We start from the raw sequence: 15,878 nt of genomic DNA, 5'->3' as shown, positions 1-15,878 counted from the left end.
ATACTCTTCCTATGTCCAAGGTCCTCACCTCCCTCCCCACCGGCGAGCGCGTCGGTATCGCCTTCTCGGGCGGCCTCGACACCTCGGTCGCGGTCGCGTGGATGCGTGACAAGGGCGCCGTCCCCTGCACGTACACCGCCGACATCGGCCAGTACGACGAGCCCGACATCGCCTCGGTGCCCGACCGCGCCAAGACCTACGGCGCCGAGATCGCGCGCCTGGTCGACTGCCGTGCGGCGCTGGTGGAGGAGGGGCTGGCCGCCCTGACCTGCGGGGCGTTCCACATCCGCTCGGGCGGGCGCGCCTACTTCAACACCACGCCGCTCGGCCGTGCCGTCACCGGCACCCTGCTGGTGCGGGCGATGCTCGAGGACGACGTCCAGATCTGGGGTGACGGCTCCACCTTCAAGGGCAACGACATCGAGCGGTTCTACCGCTACGGCCTGCTGGCCAACCCCCAGCTGCGGATCTACAAGCCCTGGCTGGACGCCGACTTCGTGACCGAGCTCGGCGGCCGCAAGGAGATGTCGGAGTGGCTGCTCGCCCACGGCCTCCCCTACCGGGACTCGACGGAGAAGGCGTACTCCACCGACGCCAACATCTGGGGCGCCACCCACGAGGCCAAGACGCTGGAGCACCTCGACACCGGCGTGGAGACCGTGGAGCCGATCATGGGCGTGCGGTTCTGGGACCCGTCCGTAGAGATCGCCGCCGAGGACGTCACGATCGGCTTCGACCAGGGCCGCCCGGTGACGGTCAACGGCAAGGAGTTCGCCTCCCCGGTCGACCTGGTGATGGAGGCCAACGCCATCGGCGGCCGCCACGGCATGGGCATGTCCGACCAGATCGAGAACCGGATCATCGAGGCCAAGAGCCGCGGCATCTACGAGGCCCCCGGCATGGCCCTGCTGCACGCGGCCTATGAGCGCCTCGTCAACGCCATCCACAACGAGGACACCCTCGCCCAGTACCACACCGAGGGACGGCGCCTGGGCCGGCTGATGTACGAGGGGCGCTGGCTCGACCCGCAGTCCCTGATGATCCGGGAGTCGCTGCAGCGCTGGGTCGGCTCGGCCGTCACCGGCGAGGTCACCCTCCGGCTGCGGCGCGGCGAGGACTACTCGATCCTCGACACCACGGGCCCGGCCTTCAGCTATCACCCGGACAAGCTGTCCATGGAACGCACCGAGGACTCCGCGTTCGGTCCGGTGGACCGGATCGGGCAGCTCACCATGCGCAACCTCGACATCGCCGACTCCCGCGCCAAGCTGGAGCAGTACGCCGGGCTCGGCATGATCGGCACCGCCAACCCCGCCATCGGCGCCGCCCAGGCCGCCGCCACGGGTCTGATCGGCGCCATGCCGGAGGGCGGCGCCCAGGCGATCGCCTCGCGCGGTCAGGTCTCCGGCGACGACGAGCTGCTGGACCGCGCCGCCATGGAGTCCGGCACGGACTGACCGCGTCCCCGGGGACGCCCCCACCGGCGCAGGCCGGCTCGACGCCTACGGGCGCCGGGCCGGCCTTTCTGTTTCTGCTCCCGGTGCACGACTTGCGTGCCGTACAACGTTGATGCGATGTCGCGGGGGCGTAGGGGCGCGACATGGGCAGGTCAATGCCAACGCAAGACGACCGCAAGCAACGCAAGGCATTTGCGTGCCGAATTCGGTCGTGGCGAGGACCGTTGACAAACAGGTGACGCGCTAGAAACCTGATGACGCACTTTCCGCAAAGAATCGACTGTCCAGCTCAATTGACGCGCATGGTCGGTGCTTCCCCTTTGCTCGCCGGCCTGTCGTGCTCCCCGACTCCCCACCGAACAAGAGGACCCCCATGAGATGGAGATCTCTCGGCCGACGGTCGCTGACGGGCGCCGTCGTGGCCGGGCTGATGACGGTCGGGCTGCTCCCGCTGCCCTTCGCGGCCGGCGCACAGGCCGCCACCGCCACCGCCACCGCCGCCGACGTGAACCTCGCCCTCGGCCGCCCCGCCACGGCGGGCGGCTCGCACGGCGCCTACCCGGCCGGCAACACCACCGACGGCACCCAGGCGACCTACTGGGAGGGCCCGGCCGGTTCCTTCCCGCAGTGGGTGCAGGTCGATCTCGGCGAGGCCCGCGACATCGAGCGGGTGGTCCTCAAGCTGCCCGCCGGCTGGGAGAGCCGCAGCCAGACCCTCTCCCTGCGGGGCAGCACCGACGGCTCCACCTTCCGCACCCTCGACGCCTCGGCGCCGCGCGCCTTCGACCCAGCCCGCGCCAACACCGTCGCCCTCGACCTCGACGCGCCCGCCGGCACCCGCTACGTCCGCGTCCACGTCACCGGCAACACCGGCTGGAACGCGGCCCAGTTGTCCGAACTGGAGGTGTACGGCGACGAGGTGGTCACCGAGCCACCGCCCACCGGCACCAACCTGGCCCGCAACAAGCCGGTCGAGGCCACCTCGTCGGTCCACTCCTACGTCGCCGCCAACGCCACCGACGACTCCACCTCCACCTACTGGGAGGCCGCCGGCCACCCCGCCGACCTCACCGTGAAGCTCGGCGCCGACGCCGACGTCAGCGCCGTGGTCGTCAAGCTCGACCCGGACCCGGTCTGGTCCGCCCGGACCCAGGGCATCCAGGTGCTCGGCCGCGCGCAGGGCGAGAGTGACTTCACCTCACTGCGGGCCCGCGCCGACTACACCTTCAACCCCGGCACGGACAACACCGTGACCATCCCGGTCACCGGCCGCGTGTCCGACGTACGGCTCCGCTTCTTCTCCAACACCGGCGCGCCCGGCGGCCAGGTCGCCGAGTTCCAGGTCGTCGGCGCCGCCGCGCCCGCGCCCGACCTGACCGTCACCGGCCTCGACTGGTCGCCCGCCGACCCCTCCGAGCGCGACGAGGTCACCGTCGACGTCACGGTCCGCAACGCCGGCACCGCGCCCTCCGCCCCCACCACGGCCGAGGTCACCGTCGAGGGCGCCACCGCCGGCAGCGCGGAGGTGCCCGCGCTCGATCCCGGCGAGTCCGCCGAGGTGGAGATCGCCACCGGCACCCACGCGGCCGGCAGCTACGCCGTCGCCGCCGTGGCCGACCCCCGGGACACGGTCGCCGAACTCGACGACTCCAACAACAGCCGCACCGCCTCCGGCCGGTTGGTCGTCGACCGGGCCCCCGGACCCGACCTGGAGGTCCGCTCCATCACCACCGACCCGGCCAACCCGGCCGTGGGCGCACCCGTCACCTTCACCGTCGCCGTGCACAACCGCGGCACCAGCGCCGTCGAGGCCGGTTCGGTGACCCGGCTCCAGGCGGGCACGACCACCCTGAACGGCACGACCGGCGAGGTGGCCGCGGGTGCCACCGTCAACGTGCCGATCAGCGGCACCTGGAAGGCGACGAGCGGCGGTGCCACGCTCACCGCCACCGCCGACGCGACCGGCGTCGTCACCGAGACCAACGAGAACAACAACGTGCTCGCCAAGTCCATCGTCGTCGGACGCGGCGCCGCCGTCCCCTACACCGAGTACGAGGCGGAGAACGGCCGCTACGACGGCACCCTGCTCACCACCGACGCCAAGCGCACCTTCGGGCACACCAACTTCGGCACCGAGTCCTCCGGCCGCGAGTCCGTCCGGCTCGACTCCACCGGACAGTACGTCGAGTTCACCTCCACCGCGCCCACCAACTCCATCGTCGTACGCAACTCCATCCCCGACGCCCCCGGCGGCGGTGGGGCCGAGGCCACGATCAGCCTCTACGCCGACGGCGAGTTCGTGCGGAAGCTGACCCTGTCCTCCAAGCACAGCTGGCTGTACGGCGACACCGACGACCCCGAGGGCCTCACCAACCGGCCCGGCGGCGACGCGCGGCGCCTGTTCGACGAGTCCCACGCGCTGCTGGACCGCACCTTCCCGCAGGGCACCGAGTTCCGCCTCCAGCGCGACGCGGGCGACACGGCCGCCTTCTACGTCATCGACCTGATCGACCTGGAGCAGGTCGCGCCGCCGAAGACCAAGCCGGACAACTGCGTCTCGATCACCGAGTACGGTGCCGTCCCCGGTGACGGACTCGACGACACCGACGCCATCCAGCGCGCCGTCACCGCCGACCAGGACGGCGACATCCCCTGCGTGTGGATCCCGGCCGGGCAGTGGCGCCAGGAGCAGAAGATCCTCACCGACGACCCGCAGAACCGGGGTCAGTTCAACCAGGTAGGCATCCGGGACGTCACCATACGTGGCGCGGGCATGTGGCACTCCCAGCTGTACACCCTGACCCCGCCGCACGAGGCCGGCGGCATCAACCACCCGCACGAGGGCAACTTCGGCTTCGACATCGACGACAACGCCCAGATCTCCGACCTCGCCATCTTCGGCTCGGGCACCATCCGCGGCGGCGACGGCAACCACGAGGGCGGCGTCGGCCTCAACGGCCGCTTCGGCAAGGACACCAAGATCAGCAACGTGTGGATCGAGCACGCCAACGTCGGTGTCTGGGCCGGCCGCGACTACTCGAACATCCCCGAGCTGTGGGGCCCCGGTGACGGCCTGGAGTTCACCGGCATGCGCATCCGCAACACCTACGCCGACGGCATCAACTTCGCCAACGGCACCCGCAACTCCACCGTCTACAACTCGTCCTTCCGCAACACCGGCGACGACTCGCTCGCCGTGTGGGCCAGCAAGTACGTCAAGGACACCTCGGTGGACGTCGGCCACGACAACCACTTCCGCAACAACACCATCCAGCTCCCGTGGCGGGCCAACGGCATCGCGGTCTACGGCGGCCACGGCAACACCATCGAGAACAACGTCATCTCCGACACGATGAACTACCCGGGCATCATGCTCGCCACCGACCACGACCCGCTGCCCTTCTCCGGGCAGACCCTGATCGCGGGCAACGCCCTGCACCGCACCGGCGGCGCGTTCTGGAACGAGGCGCAGGAGTTCGGCGCCATCACCCTCTTCGCACAGGGCCAGGACATCCCGGGCGTCACCATCCGGGACACCGAGATCCTCGACTCCACCTACGACGGCATCCAGTTCAAGACGGGAGGCGGAGCGATGCCGGACGTGAGGATCGACAACGTCCGCATCGACAAGTCCAACAACGGATCGGGCATCCTCGCCATGGGCGGCGCCCGCGGCAGCGCCACCCTGACCGACGTCACGATCACCAACTCGGCCGAGGACGACATACGCGTCGAGCCGGGCTCCCAGTTCCAGATCAACCAGTAGGACCGGCCGGCGGATCCGCCGAGGAACCGTCGGCCGTCTCAATCCCTCGGCGACGCGGCCACCACCGCGTCGCCGAGCCGCTCCGGCGACCGCTCGACGGGGAAGCGGCCGTCGTCCTCACGGCGTTCGGCGTTCAGCTCCTCGACCGCGCCGAGCGCGTCGCCGATCGTCGCGTAGTCCACCGCGACGAAGTTCACCGGTCTGCCGCGCTGCCGCTCGCAGTTGTGCGCCCGTTCCAGCACCCGCTCCCGGGAGTTGACGGTCCCGGCGTCCAGCCGCCGTCCACCGCCGGCCGTGACGAAGTGGTTGAGCAGGAACAGCCGCTTGTTCGTGCCCCCCCGGTTCGGCAGGCAGGACATCTCGTCCGGGCTGCGGAACGCGAACGGCGTCTCCATGCCGTACCGGTAGAAGTTGCGGTACCACGGCGCGGGCCCGTCGGCCTTCTCCGCGAAGACGACCAGTCGCCGGCCCTCGTCGATCATCTCGCCCAGCTCCGGCCACGGGCGGTCCGGGTCCGGGTCCGGCTCGTACAGCAGGTCCGAGAGCCCGGCCTGCTCGAAGGCGGCCTGACTGTCGACGGCACCGATCCCGTCCTGAAGGATCAGCGTGACCACCTCCGTGGGGTTCGCCCGCAGCCAGTCACCGATCTGACGCAGCGTGGGCGCCAGTTCCAGTGCGCCGGCCCCGCACACCGAGTGGCACAGCCACAGGCCCGGCTCCGGAGGGTTCACCCGCTCCAGGATGCCGGTGAGCCGTCGGCGCAGCGCGGGGGAGAAGTCCGAGGTGCTGAGCCGGTCCGCGACCTCCTCGGGCCGCTCCCAGCGGTGCGTGTCCAGGAGCAGGACGCGCACCCCGGCGTCGAGCTGGCCGACGATGTCCGGGTCCTGGAGGGGGCCGATGAACCGGTCCGCCGTCGTGGCCATCGCGTTGTGCGACGCGAGCTGCGCGATCTCGTCGTACCGGGCGTCGCACAGCTCGGCGCTGCCCTGGCAGATGCGCGGCGAGGAACCGGTGACGGCGACCGGCGCCAGCATCGTGCCGACCAGCGCGCAGGCCGTGACGGCGAAGGTCAGCGTCGGACCGTGCCGCGGATCGGTGAGGACCGGCATGCCGGGCCTGGTCTCCCAGGCCCATCCGACGGTGATCAGCAGGGCGCCCGCGGCGAGCAGGATCACCGCGACGAGCACGGCGGTCGTCAGGAGCTGGTCGACGGCCGTGGCCTGGACGTCCGTGAGGAGTTCCGCCGCCGACGGGGGCCACGAGGCCGGAGTCCCGAACAGGGCGTCGACCGGCATGAGGCGCAGCAGCGCCACGGTCAGGGCCGTCAGCGAGGCGGCGGCCGCGAGCACCCACCCGAGCGGCAACAGCCGCCGTCTGACGGGACCGGGCCTGGACAGCCACAGCAGGGTGAGCGCGGCGGCGCACAGCACCGCCGCCGCCGGTTCCACCACCTCCTGGAACAGGCGGGTGACGGAACGGGCGCGGTCCACCGGGGCCAGCGCCTCCCGCGCCGGATCGACGTCGACCGTGATGACCCAGGTGCCTTGCCGCGCCTCCCGCAGGAACTCCGCGGCCGCGGCCCGGACCCGGTCCGTCAGCGCGACCGGTGCGACCGACGCCAGTGCCCCGGCCACGTCCCCGCGGACCAGCGCCGCCTGCACGGTGGGCCTGACCCCCGCGCGCGCGTCCGCCGGCACCAGGCGCATCAGCACCTCGGTCGCCGCGATGGCCTGCCCGTGGGACAGCGGCAGCGACGGCAGGCCCTCGAGCGGCGCCTCACCGGCCACCACCTGCGCCGCCAGTTCCGACAGTCGCTGCACGAAGGCCTGGAAGTCGGGCTCGGAACGCTGTTGCAGGGCGGCGACGGCGTCACCGAAGTAGGCCTGGCTGAGCCGTTCGACGTTCGCCACGACGGGCTCCAGGTCGACCGTGATCCGCAGCCGGTCGCGGTTCCCCTCCAGGTAGTGGATCACCTCCGCGATCTGCCGGTCGCCCATGGCCCGCAGCGTCTCCGGCGGGATGGCCACCTTGAGGTTCGAGGTGATGGTCGACTGCGGGACGGGCAGCCGGTCCAGGAGCTCCTGGGTCAGCGGCGTACTGGCCGGGTCGACCAGCACCTCGTCGTAGAACCGCTGGTAGGCCCGCTCGTCCTCCAGTACCCGGGAGTAGAACTTCGGGTCGAGGACGGTACTGCGCACCACCGCCGCCGCGGCCAGGACGGACAGGCTCAGCACCGCCACGCACCAGATCAGCACCCCGACCCAGGGGGAACGCCGAACCAGTCCGTCCATGACCCCATTCTCGTTTCGGCCGACCGTCGTGCGACACGGCGTACGGGTGGTACGCCATGTCGCACTCATGCCCCGGCCCGGTCGGCCGATGCGGGTCAGCCACCGCTCGGGGCCGCCTGCCCGGCGTCGCTCCGCTGCGGGTGCACACAGTGCCAGCGGTGTCCGCCCGGACCGTCCATCGCCGACGGGGCCGGGCCGTGGACTTCTCCATGACGATCTCGTCCTCGTGGACCGCCGACAAGAAACCGGTACGGGCCCGAGCCGACCGGCTTGGAGGCGAAGGCCTGGGCATCGGCGCCGGCGATCTTCTTCGGCACGGTCCGGACCACGGATATCCGGGAGGGAAGGGCGGGCCGGCTACGCGCACCTCGTCATGGGCACCCGCGGCCAGGGCTGGTCCACGGCGGGCGGGGCCACCCCCGACACCGCCGCCCTGACCGGCGCCGTCCCCGGCTTCCTCACCCGCGGTCACGGGCGCCCGGCCCGGCGGCGATCGGCGCCGATCGTGCTGACCCTGCTGTTCGTGGACGGCCTCACTTCCTGACCCGGCATGCGCGAGGGGCGGTGGGAGACAACTTCCCACCGCCCCATTCCACGTACCGCGGCGATCAGACCGCCGGCGCCGGGTACGTCGGGTACTCCACCCCGGATACGTGCTGGACGACGCGGACGACCTGGCAGGAGTAGCCGAACTCGTTGTCGTACCAGAGGTAGAGGATGGCGTTGTCACCCTCGACCTTGAGCGCGCCGGCGTCGACGATCGAGGCGTGGCGCGAGCCGATGAAGTCGCTGGAGACCGCGTCGGGGGCGCTGATGAAGTCGATCTGGCGCTTGAGCGGCGAGGTCAGCGACACCTCGCGCAGGTGGTCGAGCACGTCCTCGCGGGTGGTCTCGCGGGAGAGCTGGAGGTTGAGGATCGCGATCGACACGTCCGGCACGGGGACGCGGATGGAGCTGCCGGTGATCTTCGCCTTGAGGTCCGGGAGGGCCTTGGCGACGGCGGAGGCGGCACCCGTCTCCGTGATCACCATGTTCAGCGGCGCGCTGCGGCCGCGGCGGTCCGACTTGTGGTAGTTGTCCAGCAGGTTCTGGTCGTTGGTGAACGAGTGCACGGTCTCCACGTGGCCGCGCTCCACGCCGTACTCGTCCGCCATCGCCTTCAGCGGCGGGACGATCGCGTTGGTGGTGCAGGACGCGCAGGACAGGATCCGCTCGTCCGGCTTGATGGTGTCGTGGTTGACGCCGTGCACGATGTTGGGGACGTCGCCCTTGCCCGGCGCGGTCAGGACGACCTTGTCGATGCCGGGGCGCAGGTGCTTGGACAGGCCCTCCCGGTCGCGCCACTTGCCGGTGTTGTCGATGAGGATGGCGTTCTTGATGCCGTACGCCGTGTAGTCGACCTGCGTCGGGTCGTCGGCGTAGATCACCTTGATCGCGTTGCCGTTGGCGAGGATCGTGCTGTTGTCCTCGTCGACGGTGATCGTGCCCTGGAACTGGCCGTGCACGGAGTCGCGGCGCAGCAGCGAGGCCCGCTTGACGATGTCCTCGGCGGCCCGCTCACCGCCGCCCCGCACCACGATGGCGCGCAGCCGCAGACCGTTGCCCGAGCCCGCCTTCTCGATGAGCAGGCGGGCGACGAGCCGGCCGATGCGGCCGAAGCCGTACAGGACGACGTCGCGCCCCTCGCCACGGTCGATCTTGTTGGCGCCGGTGGCCCCGGCGACGGCGTCGGCGGTGAACTCCTCCACCGACAGCCCGCGGTCGTCGCTCTTGTAGGTCGCGGCGAGCATGCCGATGTCGATCTGCGAGGGGCCGAGGTCCAGCGTGGTGAGGGCCCGCAGGAAGGGCATCGTCTCGGTGACCGACAGCTCCGCGCCGGCGATCTGCCGGGCGAAGCGGTGGGTCTTGAGGATGCTGACCACCGACTTGTTCACCAGGGAGCGGCTGTGCAGCAGGACGGTGACGTCCCGCTCACGGTGCAGCTTCCCGATCATCGGGATCATCGACTCCGCGATCTCCTCGCGGTTCTTCCAGTTGGTGAACGAGTCGTCGTTGACAGTCACGTCTCTATCTTTCGAGCTAGGCGGCGCTCATATGCTAACCCCATCGCCCTTATGATCGATCAAGTGGGCCTCCCTGTGATCAGATGATCAGGCCGCGGTGCCGTCTGTTCCCGTCCCGGGCCGGGGCGTCAGCGGTCCCGGCCGCGGTCCAGTTCCTCCTCCACCGGCGGCTTCGGCACCTCACGCAGGTGCTGCGACTGGCCGGGTTTCCCGCCCGCGCGGGCCTGCTCGGCGCGCTGCGCGCGGGACGTGCCGAGGTCGGACGCGGGATCCACGCGCACCGACCGGGCCACCTCCTCGCGATTGGCGTAGCTCTCGGACGGAATGCCGCGCAGCGCGGCGACGGCGTCCTGCGAGGCGCCCGCCTCGCGTGCCGCCCGGATCAGATCGTCCTTGCCCGCGGGGAAGTCGGCGTCCTTGACGGCGTCGGCCACCTCTCGGGCGCTGGTGCTGTGGGACATGAGGTCTTCTCCCGGTCCGTGGATCGACCCCTGCGGGTCCGTGGGGCCCGCGGGGGTGTTCGGATTCTCCGGGTAACCCCCTGGGTCCCACTCCTCACATTCCGGGGCGAATCCTCGAACGGGATTGCGGCCTGGGCGATCGGGTACGCGAGGCTGGACCGCCCCCGCGCCGATCGTTCGGGGCGGGAACCCCACCGCCGCGACCAGGGAACTGTCATGGAAACACCCGCGAACGACAACTCCGTCTCGCCCGCCCAGCGCGCGCTGGACGCGCTCGCCGAGAACACCGAGGACACGGCGGCGCTGGACACGCTCGCGAGCAGCGACGTCCTCGTCCCCGTTCCCGACGACGCGAACGACCAGGACGCCGCCGACCCGGGGATGCTCGCGCTTCCGGTGCTGGAACAGCAGGGCGGCCGGCAGGTGGTGCCGGTCTTCACGTCCGAGCTCCAGATGGCGGACCTGCTGCCGTACGTCTCCCGCTACCGCATGGTGCCGCTGGGCGCCCTCGCCGCGCAGTGGCCGGCCGACGACCTGTCACTGTCCATCGACGCGGGCTCCGAGCACCGCCTCACGCTCACGTCGGACGGCGTACGCACCCTGCTGGCCCGTCCCTAGAGCGGAGCGCCCGCGTCGTCGCCGAGCATGCGGGCCAGTACGGCCCGCTGCAGCGGCAGCACCTCCGCGTGCAGGTCGCGGCCCCTGCGGGTCAGGGCGACGTACACACCGCGCCGGTCCTCCGCGCACATCGAGCGCACCACCAGCCCGTCCTTCTCCAGCCTGGCGATGAGACGGGACAGCGCGCTCTGGCTCAGGTGGACGTGGCCGACGAGGTTCTGCACCCGGCACTGCGAGCCCTCCTCGGGGCCCTCGGCCGCGAGGATGTCCAGCACCTCGAAGTCGCTGGCGCCCAGACCGTGCGGGTGCAGCACGCGGTCGATCTCGCACAACGTGCGCGCGTGCACCGTGAGGATCTCCCGCCACCGTTCCCCGAGCCGCGCACCGGCCGTTCTGGCTGCCATGTCTGCACGGTAACACCGGAGCCACGGTTCGTTTCCCGTGCAACCAGTGCGCGCGCAAACGGGAGCCGGTGGGGCAAGGTGCCGGAGTCCCGGACAACGGGGCACCTGCTGCGGGACAGTGGGAGGACACGGTACGGGCGGGCCCGGAACCAGGGAGGGCGAGATGCTCAGGACCCCCGTGCGCGGTACGCGCCTCGCCATCCTGGAATGGCTCTCGGCCCCGGCCGCCCACTTCCCGCCGCGGCACCACGAGGACGTCGTCGCCCACGGCGTCCGCGCGGAACTGGTCGGCGCCAAGCTCGGCGTGTCCCGCCGGGTGGCCGTCACCCACCTCGAACTCCTCGCGCGGCTCGGGCTGCTCCGCGCCACCCGCGTCCGCCGGCGGACGTACTACCGGCGGGACGAGGTGCGCGTCGCCGAGGTGGCGCGGATGTTCGAGAAGGGCTGGTAGCGGCGCTCGCGGGGGTGACGGAGGCCGACGCGCTCCGGCGGTGACCGGGAGCCGCTCACCGCTTGTAGTAGGACATGGATGCCATGAGCGCCATCAGCATCGGTCAGGCCGTCGTCCTCGGAGCCGTCGAGGGGGTGACCGAGTTCCTCCCGGTCTCCTCGACCGGCCACCTCAAGATCGCCGAGGGGCTGATGGGCATCCCCGTCGACGACGACGCCGTCATCGGATTCTCGGCGGTCATCCAGGTCGGCGCCATCGCCGCCGTCCTCGTCTACTTCCGCAGGGACATCGCGCGGATCGTCTCCGCCTGGCTGCGCGGGCTGACCGACCGGGAGGAGCGCTACCACCACGACTACAGGTTCGCCTGGTGGGTCATCGCGGCGACGATCCCGATCGTGCTGGTGGGACTGGCCGCCAAGCCGCTGATCAAGGGGCCGCTGGCCTCGTTGTGGGTGGTCGCCGGCTCGCTGATCGTCGGCAGCGGCGTGATGTGGGTGGCCGACCGGACCGGCCGGCACAAGCGGGGGGAGGACGACACGTCCTTCAAGGACGCGATGCTGGTCGGCAGCTCCCAGATCCTCGCTCTACTCTTCCCCGGCTTCTCCCGCTCCGGCGCCACCATGTCCACCGCCCTGATGCTCGACCTGGACCGGGTGGCCGCCACCCGGCTCTCCTTCTTCCTCGGCATCCCCGCCCTGACCGGCGCCGGTCTCTACGAACTGAAGGACGCCCTCGGCGCCGGGACGGGCGCCGCGCCCCTGGCGGTCGGCACCCTCGTCTCCTTCGTGGTGGCCTACGCCTCCATCGCCTGGCTGCTGAGGTTCGTCGCCAAGCACTCCTTCAACGCGTTCGTGATCTACCGGATCGCGGTCGGCCTGCTGCTGTTCGGGCTGCTCGGCACCGGCGTACTGCAGAGCTGACCGCGGCACGCCGGGACACCGCACGGGTGCTCAGCGGGCGTTGCGCAGCGGCTCCCCGACGCTCCTCATGTGGCGCAGCGCCTCCCGGTGCGAGGCCAGCAGCCCCGTCTGGTGGTACGGGACGCCCAGTTCGGCGCAGTACCGCTCGGTGATGACCTGAGCCCTGCCGAGAGCCGGGGTCGGCATGCTGGGGAAGAGGTGGTGCTCGATCTGGTAGTTGAGGCCGCCCATGAACGCGTCGACGAGGAATCCCCCGCGTACGTTGCGGGAGGTGAGGACCTGGCGGCGCAGGAAGTCGAGCCGCGTGCCCTCCTCGATCATCGGCATGCCCTTGTGGTTGGGGGCGAAGACCGAGCCCAGGTAGATCCCGAACAGGCCCTGGTGCACGGCGACGAAGGCGAGCGCCTTGCCGGGGGAGAGGACCGTGAACAGGCCGCCGAAGTAGAGGACGAAGTGGGCGACGAGCAGCGTTCCCTCGAGGACCGGCCGTTTCATGGACGGGCTGCGCAGTGCCTTGAAACTGTTGAAGCTGAGGTTGAGCCCCTCCAGCGTCAGCAGTGGGAAGAACAGCGCGGCCTGGTGCTTCCCGATGAAGCGCGGGATCCCCTCGGCCCGGCTCGCCTGGCCCCGGGACCAGACCAGGATGTCGGGCGCGACGTCCGGGTCCTTCTCCTCGTGGTTGGGGTTGGCGTGGTGGCGGGTGTGCTTGTTCATCCACCAGCCGTAGCTCATGCCCAGCAGCAGGTTGGCCACCAGCAGTCCGCCGGTCTCGCTGGGGCGCCGGCGGGTGAAGACCTGCCGGTGGGCGAGGTCGTGGGCGGCCAGTCCGAGCTGGCCGAAGACGACGGCCATCCCCACCGCCACGAACAGCTGGCTCCAGCTGTCCCCCAGCAGGAGGAAGGCGGCGACACCGCCCGCGAGCGCCAGGGCGACCAGACCGAAACGGACCGTGTAATACAGCGGGCGGCGCCGCAGCAGCCCCGCGTCGGCCATACGCCGGTTGAGTTCGGAAAAGTCGCTCCCCTTCTCGCGTCCCTTTTCCTGTCCACGCGGGGGCGTGCTCTCGACGAGCACCGTTGAATTGACCATGTACTTCAGTATGTGAACGGCCGTCCGGTCGCAGAATGGCGTTGGCACCCGAGCCCGGGGTGTGGCCAGCCCCACCCCCGACCTGGGGTTCCTCCCCGCCGCTGCGCGCCGGGACGCGCCCGCGTGGACAATGGCGATCATGAGTACGCCGACGACCTTCCTGCCGGTCCTGGAACGCATCGCCGAGGAGATCGAGCGGACCCCGGGCAGCGGCCGGCCCGCGGACTACATCCCGGCGCTGGCCGCCTGCGACCCGCGCCGCTTCGGCATGGCCGTCGCCGAGCCGGACGGCACGGTGTATGGAGTGGGGGACTGGCGCGAACCCTTCTCCACGCAGTCCATCACCAAGGTGTTCACCCTCGCCCTCGACCTGTCCCGCGAGGGCGACGCCCTCTGGGAGCACGTGGGCCGCGAGCCGTCCGGCAACCCGTTCAACTCCCTGGTGCAGCTGGAGTACGAGAACGGCATCCCCCGCAACCCGTTCATCAACGCCGGCGCCCTCGTCGTCACCGACCGCCTGCACACCCGCACCGGCGACGCGGCGGGCGAACTGCTCGCCTTCCTGCGCGCGGAGAGCGGCAACCCGGACCTGACCCACGACGAGGAGGTCGCCGCCTCCGAGACCGCGCACGGTGACCGGAACGCCGCCCTCGGCCACTTCATGGCGTCGTACGGCAACATCGACAACCCGGTGCCGGTCCTGCTGGAGCAGTACTTCCGGCAGTGTTCCGTGGCCGCCTCCTGCGCCGACCTCGCCCTGGCGACCGGTTTCCTGGCCCGGCACGGCATCCGTGCCGACGGCACCCGGCTGCTGAGCCGCAGTCAGGCCAAGCAGGTCAACGCGGTGATGCTGACCTGCGGCACGTACGACGCGGCCGGTGACTTCGCCTACCGGGTGGGTCTGCCGGGCAAGAGCGGGGTCGGCGGCGGCATCATCGCGGTGGTGCCCGGCCGCTGCACGCTGTGCGTGTGGAGCCCCGGCCTGGACGAGCGGGGCAACTCGGTGGCCGGGGTCGCCGCCCTGGACCGCTTCACGACGCTGACCGGCCTCTCGGTCTTCTGAGGCGGGGGCCGGGGCGGGGCGGTCAGTCCTTCTCCACCCGGACCAGCTTGAGCCGCAGGGCCAGTGCCATGGCGCCCGCGCCGAGTCCGGCGACGCCCACGATCGCACCGGTCTCCGCCCAGCCCGCGTCGTCCGGGGCCGGCCGGGCCGTCGTGACCGACGCCGGTACGGCCCCGGGGCCCGGCCGGGGGCGGGCGGAAGCGGGCGCCAGCGATCCCACCGGGTCGACGCGGCCGTCCGCCTCGAATCCCCAGTCGAGCAGGGCGCGGGCCTCCTCGTACACGGCGTGGCCGCCGCCCTCCTGCGGGTTCATCACGGTCACCACCAGGGTCCGTCCGTCGCGGCGGGCCGCCGCGATGAGGGTGTTGCCGGCGTTGCTGGTGTAGCCGTTCTTGATGCCGATCAGCCCCGGGTACGGCTCCACGCCGTCCGCCCCGGTGAGCAGCCGGTTGGTGTTCATGATCCCGTACGAGTCCCCGTCGCGGCCGGGGAACATCGCGTCGATCTTCTTGCAGTACCGGGCGAAGTCCGGGTTCCTGAGGCCCGCCCGGCCGAAGACCGCGAGGTCGTACGCCGACGACACCTGTCCCGGCGCGTCGTAGCCGTCGGGGGAGCGCACGTGGGTGTCACGAGCGCCCAGGGCCCGGGCCTCCGCCTGCATGCGGGCGGCCGTGGCGCGCCAGCCGCCGGTGAGCGAGGCGAGGACGTGGACCGCGTCGTTGCCGGAGTTCAGGAAGACGCCGTTCCACAGGTCGGAGACCCGGTACGTACGTCCTTCCACGACACCCACCAGGCTGCTTCCGGGGCCGATGCCGGACAGTTCGTCCGCATTCACCTCGTGGCGGATGCCGCCCGGCAGGACCGGCAGCACCGTGAGGGCGAACAGGGTCTTGAGGGTACTGGCCGGCGGCAGCTTGCGATGCGCGTCGTGCGCGGCCAGCACCTCGCCGGTGCCGGCGTCGGCCACCACCCAGGACAGCGCGGAGACATCGGGGACCTCGGGTGCGCCCCGCAGGGGCCGGACCTGGGTACCGGAGCGGTACAGGAGCGCCTGCCCGGGCGCCGCGGCCCGTGGTCCGCCGGGCGGACCGGGGTCCGGCCGTTCCGCGCGGGCGGCCGCGGCGGCGGGCATGAGCGTCAGCAGCCCGGCCGCGCAGAGCACACAGGTGGCGCGAACCGCCCGGGATGAGAATCCGATAGTCATACCGCAAACGTAGGAACGGCCCCCCGGACCGCCACGCTGCCCGGGCCGGGTCGTACCCGCAAGCACCCGGATGCCGTAGCGGGGAGCGACG

At 71.3% G+C, this 15,878-nt stretch carries 12 protein-coding genes and 1 pseudogene; 7 read left to right on the top strand and 6 right to left on the bottom strand.

The features are described 5' to 3' along the window. The first annotated feature begins 11 nt into the window (after window positions 1–11). Window positions 12–1,457 (top strand): argininosuccinate synthase, encoded by a 1,446-nt coding sequence (gene argG, locus M6G08_RS29140; RefSeq protein WP_272590096.1) that lies wholly within the window; start codon window positions 12–14, stop codon window positions 1,455–1,457. A 373-nt stretch (window positions 1,458–1,830) separates the two neighbouring features. After that, window positions 1,831–5,223 carry a CARDB domain-containing protein gene (locus M6G08_RS29135; protein ID WP_272590095.1) on the top strand — a complete coding sequence of 1,131 codons (3,393 nt, stop codon included), beginning with the start codon at window positions 1,831–1,833 and terminating at the stop codon, window positions 5,221–5,223. Between the two features lie 38 nt (window positions 5,224–5,261). Here M6G08_RS29135 and M6G08_RS29130 read toward each other — a convergent pair whose 3' ends face one another. Then, window positions 5,262–7,514, bottom strand: coding sequence for a phosphoinositide-specific phospholipase C-related protein (locus M6G08_RS29130; RefSeq protein ID WP_272590094.1), 2,253 nt, complete (start codon window positions 7,512–7,514; stop codon window positions 5,262–5,264). 352 nt (window positions 7,515–7,866) lie between these two features. Between M6G08_RS29130 and M6G08_RS29125 the strand changes: the two are divergent. Continuing rightward, window positions 7,867–7,995: pseudogene (locus M6G08_RS29125) on the top strand (acetylxylan esterase); the annotation flags it as partial. A 127-nt stretch (window positions 7,996–8,122) separates the two neighbouring features. On the opposite strand, the gene M6G08_RS29120 reads toward M6G08_RS29125, so the two are convergent. Together M6G08_RS29120 and M6G08_RS29115 are read right to left on the bottom strand one after the other, a co-directional pair. Continuing rightward, entirely contained in the window at window positions 8,123–9,577 is a 1,455-nt protein-coding gene (locus M6G08_RS29120) for a glyceraldehyde-3-phosphate dehydrogenase (RefSeq protein WP_272590093.1), read from the bottom strand. 128 nt (window positions 9,578–9,705) lie between these two features. Continuing rightward, a complete protein-coding gene (locus tag M6G08_RS29115; RefSeq protein WP_272590092.1) occupies window positions 9,706–10,038 on the bottom strand; it encodes a DUF2795 domain-containing protein in 333 nt (110 codons plus the stop codon). 216 nt (window positions 10,039–10,254) lie between these two features. Between M6G08_RS29115 and M6G08_RS29110 the strand changes: the two genes are divergently transcribed. Further along, the gene (locus tag M6G08_RS29110; protein ID WP_073731113.1) at window positions 10,255–10,656 is read left to right on the top strand and encodes an SseB family protein; all 402 of its coding nucleotides are present in this window, start codon (window positions 10,255–10,257) and stop codon (window positions 10,654–10,656) included. Here the strand turns inward: M6G08_RS29110 and M6G08_RS29105 are convergent. Beyond that, the gene (locus M6G08_RS29105; protein WP_272590091.1) at window positions 10,653–11,060 is read right to left on the bottom strand and encodes a MarR family winged helix-turn-helix transcriptional regulator; all 408 of its coding nucleotides are present in this window, start codon (window positions 11,058–11,060) and stop codon (window positions 10,653–10,655) included. The two genes, M6G08_RS29110 and M6G08_RS29105, sit on opposite strands and share 4 nt — an antisense overlap. Before the next feature lie 163 nt (window positions 11,061–11,223). Between M6G08_RS29105 and M6G08_RS29100 the strand changes: the two genes are divergently transcribed. Both M6G08_RS29100 and M6G08_RS29095 read left to right on the top strand, forming a co-directional pair. Beyond that, window positions 11,224–11,511, top strand: a complete 288-nt coding sequence (locus M6G08_RS29100; RefSeq protein ID WP_272590090.1) for an ArsR family transcriptional regulator — start codon at window positions 11,224–11,226, stop codon at window positions 11,509–11,511. Window positions 11,512–11,594: 83 nt separating this feature from the next. Further along, the gene (locus M6G08_RS29095) at window positions 11,595–12,431 is read left to right on the top strand and encodes an undecaprenyl-diphosphate phosphatase (protein ID WP_272590089.1); all 837 of its coding nucleotides are present in this window, start codon (window positions 11,595–11,597) and stop codon (window positions 12,429–12,431) included. Window positions 12,432–12,461: 30 nt separating this feature from the next. Here M6G08_RS29095 and M6G08_RS29090 read toward each other — a convergent pair whose 3' ends face one another. Next, entirely contained in the window at window positions 12,462–13,520 is a 1,059-nt protein-coding gene (locus M6G08_RS29090) for a fatty acid desaturase family protein (protein ID WP_272590088.1), read from the bottom strand. A gap of 130 nt (window positions 13,521–13,650) precedes the next feature. On the opposite strand from M6G08_RS29090, the gene M6G08_RS29085 reads away from it, so the two are divergent. Beyond that, window positions 13,651–14,583 carry a glutaminase gene (locus M6G08_RS29085; RefSeq protein WP_272591464.1) on the top strand — a complete coding sequence of 311 codons (933 nt, stop codon included), beginning with the start codon at window positions 13,651–13,653 and terminating at the stop codon, window positions 14,581–14,583. 22 nt (window positions 14,584–14,605) lie between these two features. Here the strand turns inward: M6G08_RS29085 and M6G08_RS29080 are convergent, their stop codons facing one another. Further along, window positions 14,606–15,787: a D-alanyl-D-alanine carboxypeptidase family protein gene (locus M6G08_RS29080; RefSeq protein WP_272590087.1), complete on the bottom strand. Its 1,182-nt coding sequence runs from the start codon at window positions 15,785–15,787 to the stop codon at window positions 14,606–14,608. Window positions 15,788–15,878: the final 91 nt, after the last annotated feature.

This window comes from Streptomyces sp. M92, from assembly GCF_028473745.1.
GTDB lineage: Bacteria > Actinomycetota > Actinomycetes > Streptomycetales > Streptomycetaceae > Streptomyces.
The sequence above is the reverse complement of the archived record's forward strand: the minus strand, read 5'-3'. Positions and strand labels throughout refer to the sequence as shown.